The organism is Alteromonas sp. RW2A1, assembly GCF_001886475.1.
GTDB lineage: Bacteria > Pseudomonadota > Gammaproteobacteria > Enterobacterales > Alteromonadaceae > Alteromonas > Alteromonas hispanica.
On record NZ_CP018031.1, the window covers coordinates 3,536,560 to 3,551,956 of the forward strand.

Annotated in this window: 14 protein-coding genes; 1 reads left to right on the forward strand and 13 read right to left on the reverse strand. The window is 44.5% G+C overall.

The genetic code is table 11. The features are described 5' to 3' along the window. Nucleotides 1-95 precede the first annotated feature (95 nt). The 13 genes from BM528_RS15645 to BM528_RS15705 all read right to left on the reverse strand — a co-directional run bounded on the left by BM528_RS15645 (nt 96) and on the right by BM528_RS15705 (nt 12,406). Entirely contained in the window at nt 96-998 is a 903-nt protein-coding gene (locus tag BM528_RS15645) for an MBL fold metallo-hydrolase (RefSeq protein WP_071980636.1), read from the reverse strand. A gap of 194 nt (nt 999-1,192) precedes the next feature. After that, complete coding sequence (locus BM528_RS15650) at nt 1,193-1,441, reverse strand: DUF1653 domain-containing protein (RefSeq protein ID WP_071980637.1); 249 nt, start codon at nt 1,439-1,441, stop codon at nt 1,193-1,195. A 12-nt stretch (nt 1,442-1,453) separates the two neighbouring features. Then, nucleotides 1,454-2,542: a DNA polymerase IV gene (gene dinB / locus BM528_RS15655; protein WP_071980638.1), complete on the reverse strand. Its 1,089-nt coding sequence runs from the start codon at nt 2,540-2,542 to the stop codon at nt 1,454-1,456. Nucleotides 2,543-2,733: 191 nt separating this feature from the next. Then, entirely contained in the window at nt 2,734-2,967 is a 234-nt protein-coding gene (gene nqrM / locus BM528_RS15660; RefSeq protein WP_032095528.1) for a (Na+)-NQR maturation NqrM, read from the reverse strand. Nucleotides 2,968-2,976: 9 nt separating this feature from the next. Next, a complete protein-coding gene (locus BM528_RS15665) occupies nt 2,977-4,005 on the reverse strand; it encodes an FAD:protein FMN transferase (protein WP_071980639.1) in 1,029 nt (342 codons plus the stop codon). A 76-nt stretch (nt 4,006-4,081) separates the two neighbouring features. Continuing rightward, on the reverse strand, nt 4,082-5,314 hold the full coding sequence (gene nqrF, locus BM528_RS15670; RefSeq protein ID WP_071980640.1) for an NADH:ubiquinone reductase (Na(+)-transporting) subunit F: 1,233 nt from the start codon (nt 5,312-5,314) through the stop codon (nt 4,082-4,084). A gap of 20 nt (nt 5,315-5,334) precedes the next feature. Continuing rightward, complete coding sequence (gene nqrE / locus BM528_RS15675) at nt 5,335-5,943, reverse strand: NADH:ubiquinone reductase (Na(+)-transporting) subunit E (RefSeq protein ID WP_071980641.1); 609 nt, start codon at nt 5,941-5,943, stop codon at nt 5,335-5,337. A gap of 3 nt (nt 5,944-5,946) precedes the next feature. Beyond that, nucleotides 5,947-6,579 (reverse strand): NADH:ubiquinone reductase (Na(+)-transporting) subunit D, encoded by a 633-nt coding sequence (locus BM528_RS15680; protein WP_071980642.1) that lies wholly within the window; start codon nt 6,577-6,579, stop codon nt 5,947-5,949. A gap of 10 nt (nt 6,580-6,589) precedes the next feature. Continuing rightward, nucleotides 6,590-7,354, reverse strand: coding sequence for a Na(+)-translocating NADH-quinone reductase subunit C (locus BM528_RS15685; RefSeq protein WP_071980643.1), 765 nt, complete (start codon nt 7,352-7,354; stop codon nt 6,590-6,592). Next, entirely contained in the window at nt 7,344-8,546 is a 1,203-nt protein-coding gene (locus BM528_RS15690) for an NADH:ubiquinone reductase (Na(+)-transporting) subunit B (RefSeq protein ID WP_071980644.1), read from the reverse strand. The genes BM528_RS15685 and BM528_RS15690 overlap by 11 nt, the downstream gene beginning before the upstream one ends. 3 nt (nt 8,547-8,549) lie before the next feature. Further along, nucleotides 8,550-9,890: a Na(+)-translocating NADH-quinone reductase subunit A gene (locus BM528_RS15695; RefSeq protein WP_071981359.1), complete on the reverse strand. Its 1,341-nt coding sequence runs from the start codon at nt 9,888-9,890 to the stop codon at nt 8,550-8,552. A 491-nt stretch (nt 9,891-10,381) separates the two neighbouring features. Beyond that, nucleotides 10,382-11,560, reverse strand: coding sequence for an enoyl-ACP reductase FabV (gene fabV, locus BM528_RS15700; RefSeq protein ID WP_071980645.1), 1,179 nt, complete (start codon nt 11,558-11,560; stop codon nt 10,382-10,384). A gap of 225 nt (nt 11,561-11,785) precedes the next feature. Beyond that, nucleotides 11,786-12,406 (reverse strand): FKBP-type peptidyl-prolyl cis-trans isomerase, encoded by a 621-nt coding sequence (locus tag BM528_RS15705; protein WP_071980646.1) that lies wholly within the window; start codon nt 12,404-12,406, stop codon nt 11,786-11,788. A 233-nt stretch (nt 12,407-12,639) separates the two neighbouring features. Here BM528_RS15705 and ppc point away from each other — a divergent pair, with 233 nt between their 5' ends. Further along, nucleotides 12,640-15,261 carry a phosphoenolpyruvate carboxylase gene (gene ppc, locus BM528_RS15710; RefSeq protein WP_071980647.1) on the forward strand — a complete coding sequence of 874 codons (2,622 nt, stop codon included), beginning with the start codon at nt 12,640-12,642 and terminating at the stop codon, nt 15,259-15,261. Nucleotides 15,262-15,397 lie beyond the last annotated feature (136 nt).

The following is a 15,397-nucleotide window of genomic DNA, read 5'->3' on the forward strand; positions in this document are numbered from 1 at the left end:
TTATTGCTACAGTTCATGTTGCTACGTGTTGTTAAATGCATAGCATAAACACATGATTCTGGCATCAACAGATAGTATCGGCACAGCCTAAAAGATTAAGCATCGTTATATAACGTGCTTATCCATTTTTCTTCGTTGATAAAATTCCAACTCCACTGTGCCCACTTATCTTCAAGCCCCATGCTTTTGATATCATCTAAGGTTTTTCCGTCTTGCTTAAGGGCTTTAACATAGTCAAAGGTTTCGCTGATCATATTAAGAAAGGTGGCGTACTCGGCTTTTGAGCCCACTTTTCCGTGGCCCGGAATGATAATGGTGTCATCGTCTATTTTATTCAAAAGATGTTGAACCGACTCCATGTAACCCTCTACATTTCCTCCAGCGCCTTGGTCGATGTACGGGAACATGCCGTTGAAGAACAGATCCCCTGTATGCATAACATTAGGCTGCTCGAACCAAACAACACTGTCTCCATCGGTGTGCCCTACAGGAAGGTGCATGACATGTAGCGTTTCGTTATTAAAATATATCTTTATGCCGTCTTCATAAGTCACTGCTGGCAGAGCTTCAGGCTTAACATTTTCATCGCCAGCTAAACGAACACGAACGTTTTCGTGAGCAAATATCGTGGCGCCCTTGTGGCTATGGAAAAAGGCATTCGAGCCAGTGTGATCACCGTGATAATGGGTGTTTATCACATACTTAGGTTTGTCGCTGCCAAGCTCTCCAAGCTGTGCTGCAATTTTTTCCGCAAGCGGAGCAAACTGATCATCAATAATAAGCACGCCATCCTCACCGGCTGATACGCCGATATTTCCACCCATACCCGTTAGCATATGAACGGCTCCTTTGATGGGTGTCGCTTTTACCTCTACATTGGCAAAGCGATCTTGGGCATACGCCGAAGAGATCGGAGAGATAATTGACGATATAGCCGCTACCGCTGTAGCAGCGATTAAAGCTTTCGCTATCAACGGTTTTTTCTTTGCTGTTTTCATTACGCGTTCCTCTGGGCATTATTAGTACTTAAGTTCTACACCTAAGTTCTTCACTTAAGTTTTCTGTACGAGTTCTAGTGACGTGTAGGGTAAAGCGCTTCGTGTTTAGAGCCGTATTTACCTCAGTCGCTACTTTACGATGTAACTTATACCCTCAAATAGTTAAACCTGTTCACTTTAACCTTCCCTTGGCATTAAAGCGTGCTTTCACCGTCAGGAATATCTCCTATATAAGCAAACCTAGGTACTGTTTCATTATTTAACTCTACAGACTCTGTAAACATCTCTAGTGGACGAACCCACAGTTCACGATCGCCATAGCAAGGCCTATACACGACCAACTTAGATTCATCTTCTGAATGTGTGGCCACCTCATATACGTCGTACAAATGGCCCTTGTAGTGTTTGTAGCGCCCTGGCGCAATCAATAGTTGTGTATCCACCAGATACTCCTTTTAAGTTTTTATTTGCGTCTCGTCTTCAAAAGCAAACGCTAGTTGTTGAGTTGACTGTTCCGCCGCTAAGCCAATGTGAATACCTACTAAACGTATACCTCGGCCTTTAGCACGCTCAAAAGCTTCCTTCATTAAAGTAGTAAAGTAATCCTCATCGAGAGTTCCATGACGGTGCTCTACCGTGGTCAGTTGGAAGTCATTAAATTTAAGCTTTACACCTTGGGTTCTCAATCGAACAGGTTTGCCTGTGCGTTTTTTATGATTTTCCATTCTGTCACGTAGCTTTTCCAGTAACGATGGTAGGAACGCATTGCATTGCTCAAGGGTTTGAATATCATCACTTAACGTGCGCTCTACCCCTATCGACTTTCTTTCTCGCGATACAGAAAGCTCTCGCTCGTCTATGCCATGAGCACGTTCCCACAACACGCTGCCAAATTTACCGAGCTCTTTTTGAATACGCTCGAATGGGTATTGGCGCACATCATTACAGGTATTAAGCCCCATACGAGCGAGCTTTTGCATGGTGACTTTGCCCACTCCGGGTATTTTTTTAAGCGGCATGTTGCGAACGAACTCATCTAACTCATCCGGCGTGATGACACAAATACCGTCTGGTTTGTTTTCATCGCTTGCAACCTTTGCCACAAATTTACAGGGTGCGACACCCGCAGATGCCGTAAGGCCAAGTTCGCTTTGAATTCTTGCCCGTATTTCCTCGGCTATTAAGGTAGCGCTGCCGCCACAAAACTGGCTGTTAGTAACATCAAGATATGCCTCGTCTAATGACAAGGGTTCAATAAGGTCGGTATAGTCGGCGAAAATTTTTCGGATTTTTTGAGATTCACTAGCATAAGCATCCATGCGTCCTTTCACTAAGGTAAGATTTGGGCACAGTTTCATGGCATAAGCGGTAGCCATTGCGCTACGTACGCCATATTTTCTCGCCGGATAGTTGCAGGTAGAAATAACGCCTCTTCGGTCGGAACTCCCGCCGATAGCAATGGGGATATTCTTAAGCGCAGGATTATCCCGCATTTCCACTGCGGCATAAAAACAATCCATATCAACGTGGATGATTTTTCGCATTCAAACTCGCATTGCGGTACTAGGATGCTTATAAGTGTATGCTAATACCAAACTGTACATTTAGACAGTATAGTAGCGACTAGCGATGACTTAATCCAGTAAGACGTGCCCTGCAGCTTGCAGAAAAAAGCCGCTAGTAGATAACTAACGGCTTTGTGTATAAAGCAAAAGATGTTTGAGGGCGTCTTTGCCTATAAAATTTGGTTTTGCTTCCATTCGTTCAATTTTTTCTGACGCGCTTCTTCTTTTTCCATACGTGATTTTTTGCGATCACAAGGCTCTGGGCAGTCGCACGCTTTTTCAATTCCAATCGCGCCTAGTCCACCACAGCTTCCTGAAATAGTTTTTCGCTGCACAAGGTAACCTATGGCCATAGCAGCAACCATTGTTAAAAAGAAACCAAATGCGAGAATAAATGTAGACATAACTACCTCTTAATTGTGAACTGTCACTAGTTTATCAAATTCTGGCGACGCATACTCCTCAAAACTATCTTCTGTGCGACGAATGAGAAATACCGCCAGGTTTTCTCTTTCGGCAATTTCAATAGCCTGTTCCCACCCCATTACATTAAATGCCGTGGCAAGGCCATCAGCCGTCATTGATGAGGGATGCACAACAGTGACAGACACTAAGTTATGGGAAATTGGGTAACCTGAAGTGGGGTCAATAAGATGAGAGTATCTTTTCCCGTCTTCTTCATAGTAATTTCTATAATCACCTGAAGTAGCGACAGCATTTGTGCCAATAGATACAACTTTCTGTATCGCTCGCTCGGTGGTGACAGGCTTTTCAATAGCAATTAACCATTCACTTCCGTCACCTCGCAAGCCTTTAACCCGCATTTCGCCGCCTATCTCCACGAGATAGTTTTCAATATTATAGTGCTCAAGTATTTCTGCTACTTCGTCAACACCAAAGCCTTTAGCAATGGTAGATAGGTCGACATACAGCATAGGATGACGCTTTTTAAGTCCGCTAGGGGTACTTACTAGCTTTTCATAGCCTACATAATCGCGAATATCATTGATATCGTCTTCGCTAGGTGCCTTTTCTGGGCGTTTTGTGGGTCCAAACCCCCATAAGTTTACGAGCGGTCCGACAGTCACGTCTAATACGCCGCCGCTAAGTTTCGCCAAACGCAAGGCTTCATTTACAACCAATAAAGTATCACCAGACACAGAAAAATTGTCAGTGTAGCGATATTGATTAAAGCGAGACAATTCAGAAGTAGGATCGTATGTAGACATCATTTTGTTTACATCCACCAAGCGTGCATCAATCTGTGACTGAAGGCCCTCTACTGCTTTTCCGTCCGCCGCTATATATTTAACGTTATAAGTTGTGCCCATGGTTTGCCCTTGCAAATGCACAACAGGACGACTGTCATCACTGCAGCTTGCAAGCATGACCATGCTGATGGCTATAACCGCTAAAAGAATTCGAACAAAAAATCGAATCACACTATGTTCCTTACTTTATCTTTAGCACAAACAAAAAAGGGGCTTACGCCCCTTTTTTACAACTTAATTGCGTAGATTAACCACCGAAGTCATCTAGCATGATGTTCTCGTCTTCAACACCTAAATCTTTAAGCATGTTGATAACGGCAGCGTTCATCATAGGTGGCCCACACATGTAGAACTCACAGTCTTCTGGCGCTGGGTGGTCTTTGAGATATCTCTCAAGTAACACTTGGTGAATGAATCCAGTCTCACCTTCCCAGTTGTCTTCAGGCTGTGGATCTGAAAGTGCCACGTGCCACTCAAAATTCTCATTTTCAGCCGCTAACTCGTCGAAATCTTCTGTGTAGAACATTTCACGAAGTGAACGTGCACCGTACCAGAAGCTCATCTTACGTGAAGATTTTAAACGACGTAATTGGTCGAAGATGTGCGAACGCATTGGAGCCATACCGGCACCACCACCAACGAATACCATTTCGTTATCAGTGTCTTTCGCAAAGAATTCACCAAATGGACCAGAAATCGTTGCTTTGTCACCTTCTTTAAGACTCCAAATGTACGATGACATTTTACCAGCAGGCAGGCTTAGATTATTAGGCGGCGGCGTAGCAATACGCACGTTCAACATAATAATGCCTTCTTCCTCTGGGTAATTGGCCATGGAGTAAGCACGAATTGTCTCTTCGTCAACTTTAGACTCAATGTCAAAGAAGCCAAATCGCTCCCAGTCACCGCGATACTCTTCAGGGATATCAAAATCCTTGTACTTAACATGGTGAGCTGGTGCTTCGATTTGAATATAACCACCCGCACGGAAAGGTACACTTTCGCCGTTAGGAATTTTAAGCTTAAGTTCTTTGATGAAGGTTGCTTTGTTATCGTTAGAGATAACTTCACAATCCCATTTTTTAACACCAAATACAGATTCTTCTAGCTCAATCTCCATGTCTTGCTTAATAGCTACCTGACATGAAAGACGACAGCCTTCGCGTGCTTCGCCTTTAGTGATGTGATCTAGCTCAGTAGGCAATATCTCACCGCCGCCTGAGTGCACATCTACACGGCACTGACCACAAGAGCCACCGCCACCACATGCTGAAGATACGAAGTACCCTGCATCTGCCAGTGCGCCAAGTAACTTACCGCCTGGCTCAGTTTTGATTGCTTTGTCTGGATCGCCATTAATCGTAATAGTCACGTCACCACTAGGTACCAACTTCGACTTGGCAAACATGATGATGAATACTAGTGCCAATACAATGGCAATGAACATGGCGACGCCTAGATAAATTTCTACGTTATTCATTTAAATGCTCCCGAGCTCGATTAAAGCTGAATACCAGTGAATGACTGGAAGCCAAGCGCCATTAGGCCCGCAATCATGAATACAGATCCAAGACCACGAATACCATCAGGCATATCGGCATATTTCAGCTTTTCGCGTACAGCGGCCAACAGCACAATGGCAATTGCCCAACCGATACCACTTCCTACGCCGTAAACCACACTTTCGCTCAAGTTATATTCGCGTTGAACCGCAAATGCAACACCACCAAAGATTGCGCAGTTAACGGTGATCAACGGCAAGAATATACCAAGTGCGTTGTATAGCGCTGGGAAGAACTTGTCCAAACTCATTTCTAGAATTTGAACCAATGCAGCGATTACACCGATGAACGTAAGAAAGTTAAGAAAACTTAAGTCTGCTTCTGGGAAACCTGCCCAAGCTAGCGCACCAGGAGCAAGTATGTTTACGTAAATTATTTGGTTCACAGGTACTGAAATACCAAGAACAACAATTACCGCAACACCAAGACCCATTGCAGTTTTTACTTTCTTAGATACCGCCAAGAAGGTACACATACCTAAGAAAAGTGATAACGCCATGTTCTCAACAAAAATTGAGCGAACAAATAACGACAAATAATGTTCCACGACTTACTCCTTAGGCTCTACTTGCTCTGGACGGATGGTACGGATAAACCAAATCATACCGCCGATTAAGAAGAATGAACTGAATGGCAGTATTAATAGCCCGTTACCCTGATACCAACCACCATTTTGTACAAGTGGAAGGATCTCAAAACCAAGAATAGTACCGAACCCGAACAGTTCTTTAATTGTACCGATAACAACAAGGACGAAAGAATATCCTAAACCGTTACCAATACCGTCAAGGAAACTCATAAGAGGTGGGCTCTTCATTGCGTAAGCTTCCGCACGGCCCATTACAATACAGTTTGTAATAATGAGGCCAACGAATACCGACAGTTGCTTCGATATTTCATAGGAATACGCTTTCAATATTTGGTCAACAACGATTACCAAAGACGCAATAATTGTCATCTGAATGATAATTCGCACGCTCGACGGTATCTGATTACGTATTAGTGAGATAAACAAGTTAGAGAACGCTACAACGCTTGTAAGCGCCAATGACATTACCAACGCCGTTTCTAGCTTGGTGGTAATTGCCAGTGCTGAACATACCCCTAATACCTGAAGGGCGATCGGGTTGTTGTCCAATATCGGCCCAAAGAGGGCCTTTTTCATTTCTTTAGTATCTGCCATGAGACTTCCCTTATGAACGCCATGCTTGGTTCTTCAGGAACTGGCCGAAGCCTTGCTCGCCTACCCAGTAACGAATTGTATTTTCAACACCGTTACTAGTAAGGGTTGCACCTGAAAGCGCATCAATTGTGTGAGGATTGCTTGGGTTCGCATTTTTAACTACACGAATAGCAACTTCGCCATTTTCGTATATTTCTTTGCCGTCCCATTTTTCCTGCCACGATGGATTTTGAACCTCACCGCCAAGCCCTGGTGTTTCTTTTTGCTGGTAGTAGATTAGCTCGCGAACGGTTTTTCCGTCTGCATCTAATGCTAAGAAACCATACATAAGATCCCATAGACCGCTGCCGTGAACAGGCAAGATGATGCGAGATACTTCACCTTGTGCATCACGCACCAAGTAAACACTGGCAACGTCAGGACGACGTTGGAATCCAACGTTACTATTCGTCACTTTTGTGCTGTACTCAGTTTCTTTTGCAGCCTTATACATATCGTAATCTGGCTTTGGTGCTTCAACAAACTGTCCACTGTCTAAGTTCACAAAGCGCGACTCAACACGTTCAGAATACGTACTTTCAATTTCGCTGTTGCTCATGCCCATATCGTAAAGGCCTGCAGCATTTAGGATGTTGCTCTTTTTATCTAGAGCGGCGTTTGTTTGCTGTAACGAGCGCAGGCCTACGGCCGCGCCAGATACAACAATTGAACACACTAAACATACGGCAACAACAATACCAAACGTTTTGCCTAAAGATTCTTTCTTAGCCGACACGTGCTACCCTCCGCTTGATATTGCTTTGTGCGACAAAATAGTCGAACAGTGGTGCCCACAAGTTAGCAAATAGAATCGCTAGCATCACACCTTCAGGGAAGGCTGGGTTCAATACGCGTATTAACACGGTCATGAACCCGATAAAGAAGCCGTAAGCCCACTTACCTTGATTTGTAAACGCTGCAGATACTGGATCTGTCGCCATAAAGAACATGCCGAATGCAAGACCACCCACAACGAAGTGCCAGTATGCTGGCATAGCAAACATCATATTTGTGTCGCTGCCAATAACATTAAGTAGTGTTGCGAAGAACGCCACACCTAAGCCTACACCTGCAACGATGCGCCAGCTTGCAATACCCATATACATGATGAATAAACCACCAAGAATAATGGCTAAGGTAGATACCTCACCCGCAGAACCTGAAATGGTACCGATGAAGCTATTCATCCAGTGGTCCATGTTTGAGTAATCAAGTTTGCCAGATGCTGCTTGGCTTAAAGAAGTAGCACCAGAATATCCGTCTGCTGCTACCCATACTTGGTCACCTGAGATTTGTGCAGGATAAGCAAAGTACAAGAAAGCACGACCTGATAGTGCTGGGTTAAGGAAGTTACGGCCTGTTCCGCCGAATACTTCTTTGGCGATAACAACACCAAAAGTAATACCTAGAGCTACCTGCCATAATGGAATAGTGGCTGGAAGTGTAAGAGCAAAGAGCACAGAGGTTACAAAGAAACCTTCGTTAACTTCATGCTTACGTACAGATGCGAATAGCACTTCCCAAAAACCACCTACAATAAAAGTAGTGGCATAAATAGGTAACCAGAAACATGCGCCGTAGAAGAACATGCCTAGTACGCCAGCATTTGACAAATCACCGCCAAGCGCAGTGAAAAGGCCCGCTTGCCATGTATCAGGTAATGTACCAGCACCCGCTGCAATTGCATCTTGTGCTTGGAAACCAATGTTGTACATACCAAAGAACATAGCTGGGAATGTTGCCATCCATACCATGATCATGATGCGCTTAAGATCGATACTATCGCGCACGTGAGTATTTGCTTTGTTTACTTTGCCCGGCGTGTAAAAGATGGTAGCCGCAGCTTCGTAAAGCGCATACCACTTTTCATGCTTACCACCTGGCTCGAAGTTCGGTTCGATTTTTTCTAAATACGCTTTTAAACCCATGACTTAACCCTCTTTCTCTATCGTGGCCAAACAGTCGCGTAAAATAGGAGCATAATTATATTTGCCAGGGCATACATAAGTACACAATGCCAAATCTTCTTCGTCCAACTCTAAGCAACCCAATGTCTGAGCACTGTCAGTATCTCCAGAAATCAGGTCCCTAAGCAAAAGCGTAGGAATGATATCTAGGGGCATAACGCGTTCATAATTACCAATTGGAACCATAGAACGTTCAGAACCATTGGTAGTTGTTGTCATATCAAATTTCTTGCTACCACCTAGGTGACCTAGGTATGCGCGTGTCACTGAGTGTTTGTCTGAGCCTGGAGTAATCCAACCAAAGAACTTTTTCTCGTGACCTTCTTTTAATGCTGATACTTGTGTGTGGAAACGACCTAAGAAGCCGTGAACACCCTGTGCTGTTGTACCGTTAAGTACAGAGCCAGACACAACGCGTACGTCACCGTCTACAAGTTCATTTTTTGTTAATTCTGCTAAATCAGCTCCCACCGTTGTGCGAACAAGGCGTGGATTTTTAGCTGCAGGACCGGCTAATGAAACTACACGTCTGCTGTCTAATTCACCTGTTGTCAGCAATGCGCCAATGGCGATTACGTCTTGGTAATTTACGTGCCAAACAGTTTTGTTCATGCCAGCAGAATCTAAATAATGGATGTGCGTACCTGGAAGACCAGCTGGGTGTGGACCACCGAACTCTTCTACGTCTACCGCGGCATCACCGGTTGCTACCGATGTACCTGGCGCCTTACAGACGTAAGTCTTTCCACCGCTCAATTGCGTTAACGCCTTCAGACCATTTGCAAAGTCTTCTTGGCGCTCAGCAATAATCACAGCCGGATCGGCTGCAAGTGGATTAGTATCCATTGCTGTGACGAAAATTGAGTTTGGTACAGAATCTAACGCAGGCGATTTGCTAAATGGACGCGTGCGAAGCGCTGTCCACATGCCAGATTCTACGAGGATTGATTGGAGCTGCTCTCGTGAAGCACTTGAGATTTGGTCAGCTGTTAGCGTATCAAATTTAACAGCATCGCTACCGTTAGCTTTAATCACTACAGACTGAAGTACCCGTTTTGCACCACGATTAACCTCTACCACTTCACCCGCTAACGGTGCAGTGAATTTAACGCCTGGGTTCTTTTTATCTTCAAAAAGAACCTGACCTTTCTTCACTACATCGCCAACTTGGACGTGCATGGTAGGGCGCATACCCACATATTCTTCTCCCAGAATGGCAACGCGCGTTGCAGCAGATGCATCAGCAATCTCCTGCTTTGGCGCTCCCTCAATTGGGAGGTCGAGACCTTTCTTGATTTTAATCATATGTAATTGCACTACTCTAATAGAAATACCCTTTTGCATAACCGCAGTAATCCTGCCTGTCAGCATGCAAAAGCGTACTAGTAACAGGTGTTAAACACCTTTTATTCTTGATTGACGGAACTTGCCGAACTTTTCACGACTTGCGAAAACGAAACCGTGGTGATTCATTCCTAATGCGGGCTTTTCACCCTATCTTTCTTGGACAATCTCATCGGAAACCGTTGTTTTTACTATACTGATGCCAAATATGAGACTGTTGTTTTAGCGAGGATTAAAACGGCCCCCCACTTAATTTCGGGATTTTAGCATTAACCAACACGTTTGTGCCACGCAAATCACAGATAAAGGCAAAATTTTCGACAATTTAATGTAAACCAATGGTCTGTATCACCTATTTACTGATTTATGCGATGTAAATGGCAGTAAAAAACAATATAAAAAAGCCGCTTTCAGCAGCGGCTTATCGCATAGTATAACGCATTAAAAGTAGACTACCATTCTACCTTTGGATCGACGTCTTTTTCATAATCGACCGATTCAATATCAAACCCGAATAACTTCAAAAACTCATGGTGGTAACCTTCATAATCACTTACCGCGTGAAAATTTTCTTGTGTAACTTGGTCCCAAAGCGCCTTTATTTTCGCTTGAGTGGCATCATTGGTTTCTTTACCATCCATGCGGTAGCGATTGGCCTCATCCAGCGTTGGACTATCGCCAAACAAACACTGTGTAAATAATCCATGAATTTGCTCAATACATCCTTCGTGCGTGCCCTCTTCTTTCATTACCTTGTATATGAGTGAGATATAAAGAGGCATGACAGGTATTGCCGAACTCGCTTGTGTTACCAGCGCTTTTAACGAGCTTACATTCGCTTGAACAAACAAGTCGCTGTTTTTGCCAATAATGGCTGCAGCAGCTCTGTCTAAGTCTTCTTTGGCTTTTCCGATAGTGGCTTGCCCATAAATAGGCCAAGTCAATTCTTTGCCAATGTAGGTGTAAGCAGTGGTTTTACAGCCTTCTGATAACACATCTGCATCGCGCAGAAAATCCATCCAACGTTCCCAATCTTCACCGCCCATTACTTTAATAGTGTGCAAGATTTCTTCATCGTTAGCCGGCTCTAACGCAACTTCATGTACCTTGTCTTTGTCAGTATCGTAAGTTTTTGTTGTGTATGCCTGACCGACGGGCTTCAGTGTAGACTTATACGTTACGCCAGTATCTGGGTCGGTTCTACGTGGCGATGCCAGGCTGTAAATTACCAAATCAACCTTGCCCATCCCCGCTTTGATCTTTTCAATAGTTTGTTGCTTTATCTCGTCTGAAAAAGCGTCACCATTAATCGTATCTGCAAATAATCCTTTTGCTTCAGCCTTACGATGGAATGCGGCAGTGTTATACCAGCCCGCGGTTCCCGTTTTACGTTCAGTAGGCGCTTTTTCAAAGCACACACCTAAGGTTTTAGCGCCATAGCCAAAAGCGGATGTTATTCTAGACGCGAGACCATAACCGGTTGAGCTACCAATAACGAGTACGTTTTTGGGCCCTTCTCCCAAATCACCTTGGCCTTCCACGTAGGCAATTTGCTCTTCCACCGATGCCAAACACCCCTCTGGATGTGCATTTGTACAAATGAAGCCTCTCACTTTAGGCTTGATAACCATAATAATTTTCCTTATTTAAGCGTGGCGCTATTGTAATGCTGTGACTGCGTTTAACAACTCGGAGCAGATGTATCTTGCATGTTTTAAAGCATAACGCATATTGGGGTTGGTTGAATACGGGGTTTTTAGTAAAGGAAAATGAGAGTGGAATTACTGGTTATAAACTCTAGGAATGAAAAAGCGCAACAAGATGCTGCGCTTACTTTTGCAATTGATGGCGTTTAATTAGCCAAGGATATCAAGAAGTTCAACATCAAAAATAAGTGTGCTGTAAGGAGCGATGGCTGCGCCCGCGCCTTGCTCACCATAGGCAAGGTCGTGAGGAACGTATAAACGCCACTTTGAACCAACCTTCATCATTTGAAGTGCTTCAGTCCAACCTTTAATTACGCCACCTACTGGGAATTCCGCAGGTTGACCACGCTCATAAGAGCTGTCAAATGTTGCGCCGTCAATGAGTGTACCGTGGTAATGAACACGCACTGTACTTGCTGCAACTGGTGACTCACCTTCGCCCTCAGCAACAACTTCGTATTGAAGACCAGACTCGGTAACGTTAACTTCATCGCGCTTAGCGTTGTCTTCAAGAAACTTAGTGCCTGCTTCTATTACAGCCTTGCTAGCTTCTTCTTTAGCCGCTTGCATACGGTTGTGTATTTCACCGAACGCATCGCGAAGTGTATCGTTGTCAACTTGAGGTGCAGAAGCCGCAAACGCATCTTTTAAGCCAGCAACAACTGCATCAATTGCTAAACCGTCAAAAGGGTTAGATTGTAGTTGTTGGCCCATTTGGTAACCAATGCCGTAACTCGCTTGGGTTTCTACTGTATTGAAAGTATCAGTCACAATAACTCCTGAAATTAAATTACAAATGCAGTACGAATTTTAAACAACTCGCATACTGCGAGAATTTTTCTGCATTTTCCGGTGCGAGAGTGTACCACACCATAATTTATCTTGCCTTCAGCATTGTTAATAAGGCTGTAAAAGTATCAAAATGTTGTAAATTATAACCGAAAGAGGTTAGACAAGTTGCAAAGGACGCAGTATGGTTAGAACCATATATTTAGGAGGATAGCATGCAAACTCATCACGATGCTGAACTAAAAGATACCGTTCGATATCTTGGAAAGACACTTGGCGAAACTATTAAAAATCAGTTGGGTCAAGAATGGCTTGATCGTATTGAAAAAATACGAATCGACGGCAGAGCCTCGTATCAAGGCGACGGAAAATGTAGCGAAGAACTGAAAGAAACTTTCAAAACCATGACCGATGACGATTTACTTACCGTCGGCCGTGCCTTCGCGCAATTTTTGAATTTAGGCAATATTGCTGAGCAAGAATATAACGCAGCAATGAATGTTGATGCGTCGATGGACGCTCTTTTTGAGCACCTTGATAAAGCTGAGCTCACCACTGAAAAAGTGCAAGAAGCTGTAGGCAAACTCAATATCGATCTTGTTTTAACTGCTCACCCTACTGAAGTCACTCGAAGAACCCTGATACATAAGCATAAAGAATTAGCTGATTGCCTACAGGCCGTTCACCAAGAATCACTCAACGATGTCGATCGCGCTAAAGTAGAAACTCGTATCGCCGATTTGATTGCACAAGCCTGGCATACCGAAGAAATTCGCTCGGTACGCCCAACACCTGTAGACGAAGCTCGCTGGGGCTTCTCGGTTATCGAAAATTCACTATGGGAAGCGGTGCCAGACTTCCTTCGCGAGTTAAGCGATCGTCTTACTAAAGATTACAGTGTTGCGTTACCACTTGACGCTTCTCCAGTTCAGTTCAGTTCTTGGATGGGTGGAGACCGCGATGGTAACCCATTCGTTACTTCAAAAGTCACTGAGCAGGTATTGTTGTTAGCGAGAAAGCGAGCAGCAAAATTATTTGCTATCGATTTAGACCGCTTACAGGTTGAGCTGTCAATGTACGACTGTAACGATGAGCTTCGCGCAAAAGTTGGCGATGCTAACGAGCCATATCGTGCGCTGCTTCGTCCATTGGTATCTCGCTTTATTAAAACACGCGATGGTATTGATGACTATTTAGCTGGTAAAAACCCAGATACTTCAGAGTGGGTAGAAAGCGATGACGAGTTAATTGACGTACTGATGCTTTGTCACCAGTCATTGATTGACTGTGGCATGCAAGTAGTGGCTAACGGCTTATTACTAGATACCATTCGCCGTGCTCGTGTATTTGGTATCCATTTGCTGCGTCTTGACGTTCGCCAAGACTCCGAACGTCATTCAGACGTATTTAGTGAGCTAACTCGCTATCTTGGACTAGGCGACTATGCCCAGTGGAGTGAAGCCGATAAACAAGCTTTCTTATTGAGAGAACTTGGCTCGAAACGCCCGCTATTCCCAGCACAGTGGGATGCATCTGACGACGTTAAAGAAGTACTTGAAACCTGTAAAGTTATTGCTAAGCACAGTAAGCATGGTTTTGGTATTTATATTATCTCAATGGCGAGCGAGCCGTCTGACGTGCTTGCCGTGCAATTACTACTTCAAGAAAGCGGCGTAAGCTGGCCAATGCCAGTGGCTCCACTATTTGAAACATTAGACGACTTAAATAATTCACCTGATGTAATGCGCAAACTACTGTCTATTGACTGGTATCGCGGATACGTGAAGGGTCGTCAGTTTGTGATGATTGGTTACTCTGATTCGGCAAAGGACGCCGGAGCACTCGCCGCGGGATGGGCACAGTATCAGTCTCAAGAAGCGCTTGTTGCTATTGCCGAAGAATTTGATGTATCGCTTACGCTATTCCACGGTCGTGGCGGCACTATTGGTCGAGGTGGCTTACCGGCTCACGCCGCTATTTACTCGCAGCCTCCTGGTTCACTTGAAGGCGGTTTCCGCGTAACGGAGCAAGGCGAAACCATTCGCTATAAGTTCGGCATGCCAACTCTTGCTAAGCGCAGCTTAGGTATTTACGCCAGCGCTATTATAGAAGCTATGTTGTTCCCGCCTCCAGCACCAAAAGAAGAATGGCGCGAGCTTATCACTACTATGGCAGGTCAGGGCCGCGACAACTATCGCGCCACTGTACGTCACGATGAAGAATTTGTTCCTTACTTTCGCGTTGCAACGCCAGAGCAAGAGCTTGGTAAGTTACCACTAGGTAGCCGCCCTGCGAAACGTAAACCACAAGGCGGTATTGAGAGCTTACGCGCTATTCCGTGGATATTTGCATGGGCACAAACCCGCTTAGTACTGCCTAGCTGGCTTGGCGTTATGCGTGCAATCGATAGCGTAAAAACGCCTGAGAATGAAAAAGTCGTCAACGAGATGTTCAGTGAGTGGCCATTCTACCGTTCGCGCTTATCCATGCTTGATATGGTGTTCCACAAAGCCGACCCACGCATTAGTGAGGCGTATGACGAGCGCCTAGTGCCAAAAGAGCTTAAACACTTCGGTGAAGCCCTACGTACTGAGCTAAAAGAAAGCATTTCTTCTTTACTCGCAATTACTGGCGAAAAAGACATTATGACTAATGACCCTCAAGGCAAAGAGTCGATGGAAATTCGTGCAGCGTACTTGCAGCCTCTTCACTATCTGCAAATTGAATTGCTTGACCGCATTAGAAAAGCAGGTGACGAGTCGCAAAATACCAGCTTAGAACGCGCCATGATGGTGACAATTGCAGGTATTGCCATTGGTATGCGTAATACTGGTTAATATAAATAACGTTAATTTGATGAGCGGTCAGTTAACCGATTGACGACCTCATTATTCGAAAGGCCCGTACTGGATTAACAGCACGGGCTTTTTTATTTGAATTATTAAAGAAAACTGGTATTACTCCTATTGGCAG

Excerpts from the sequence above, each read along its gene's own strand:
- nqrM (WP_032095528.1), bottom strand. The coding sequence starts at position 2,967 with ATGTCTACATTTATTCTCGCATTTGGTTTCTTTTTAACAATGGTTGCT.
- ppc (WP_071980647.1), top strand. The coding sequence starts at position 12,640 with ATGCAAACTCATCACGATGCTGAACTAAAAGATACCGTTCGATATCTT.
- dinB (WP_071980638.1), bottom strand. The coding sequence starts at position 2,542 with ATGCGAAAAATCATCCACGTTGATATGGATTGTTTTTATGCCGCAGTG.
- BM528_RS15690 (WP_071980644.1), bottom strand. The coding sequence starts at position 8,546 with ATGGGTTTAAAAGCGTATTTAGAAAAAATCGAACCGAACTTCGAGCCA.
- nqrF (WP_071980640.1), bottom strand. The coding sequence starts at position 5,314 with ATGAATAACGTAGAAATTTATCTAGGCGTCGCCATGTTCATTGCCATT.
- BM528_RS15695 (WP_071981359.1), bottom strand. The coding sequence starts at position 9,890 with ATGATTAAAATCAAGAAAGGTCTCGACCTCCCAATTGAGGGAGCGCCA.
- fabV (WP_071980645.1), bottom strand. The coding sequence starts at position 11,560 with ATGGTTATCAAGCCTAAAGTGAGAGGCTTCATTTGTACAAATGCACAT.
- BM528_RS15680 (WP_071980642.1), bottom strand. The coding sequence starts at position 6,579 with ATGGCAGATACTAAAGAAATGAAAAAGGCCCTCTTTGGGCCGATATTG.
- BM528_RS15645 (WP_071980636.1), bottom strand. The coding sequence starts at position 998 with ATGAAAACAGCAAAGAAAAAACCGTTGATAGCGAAAGCTTTAATCGCT.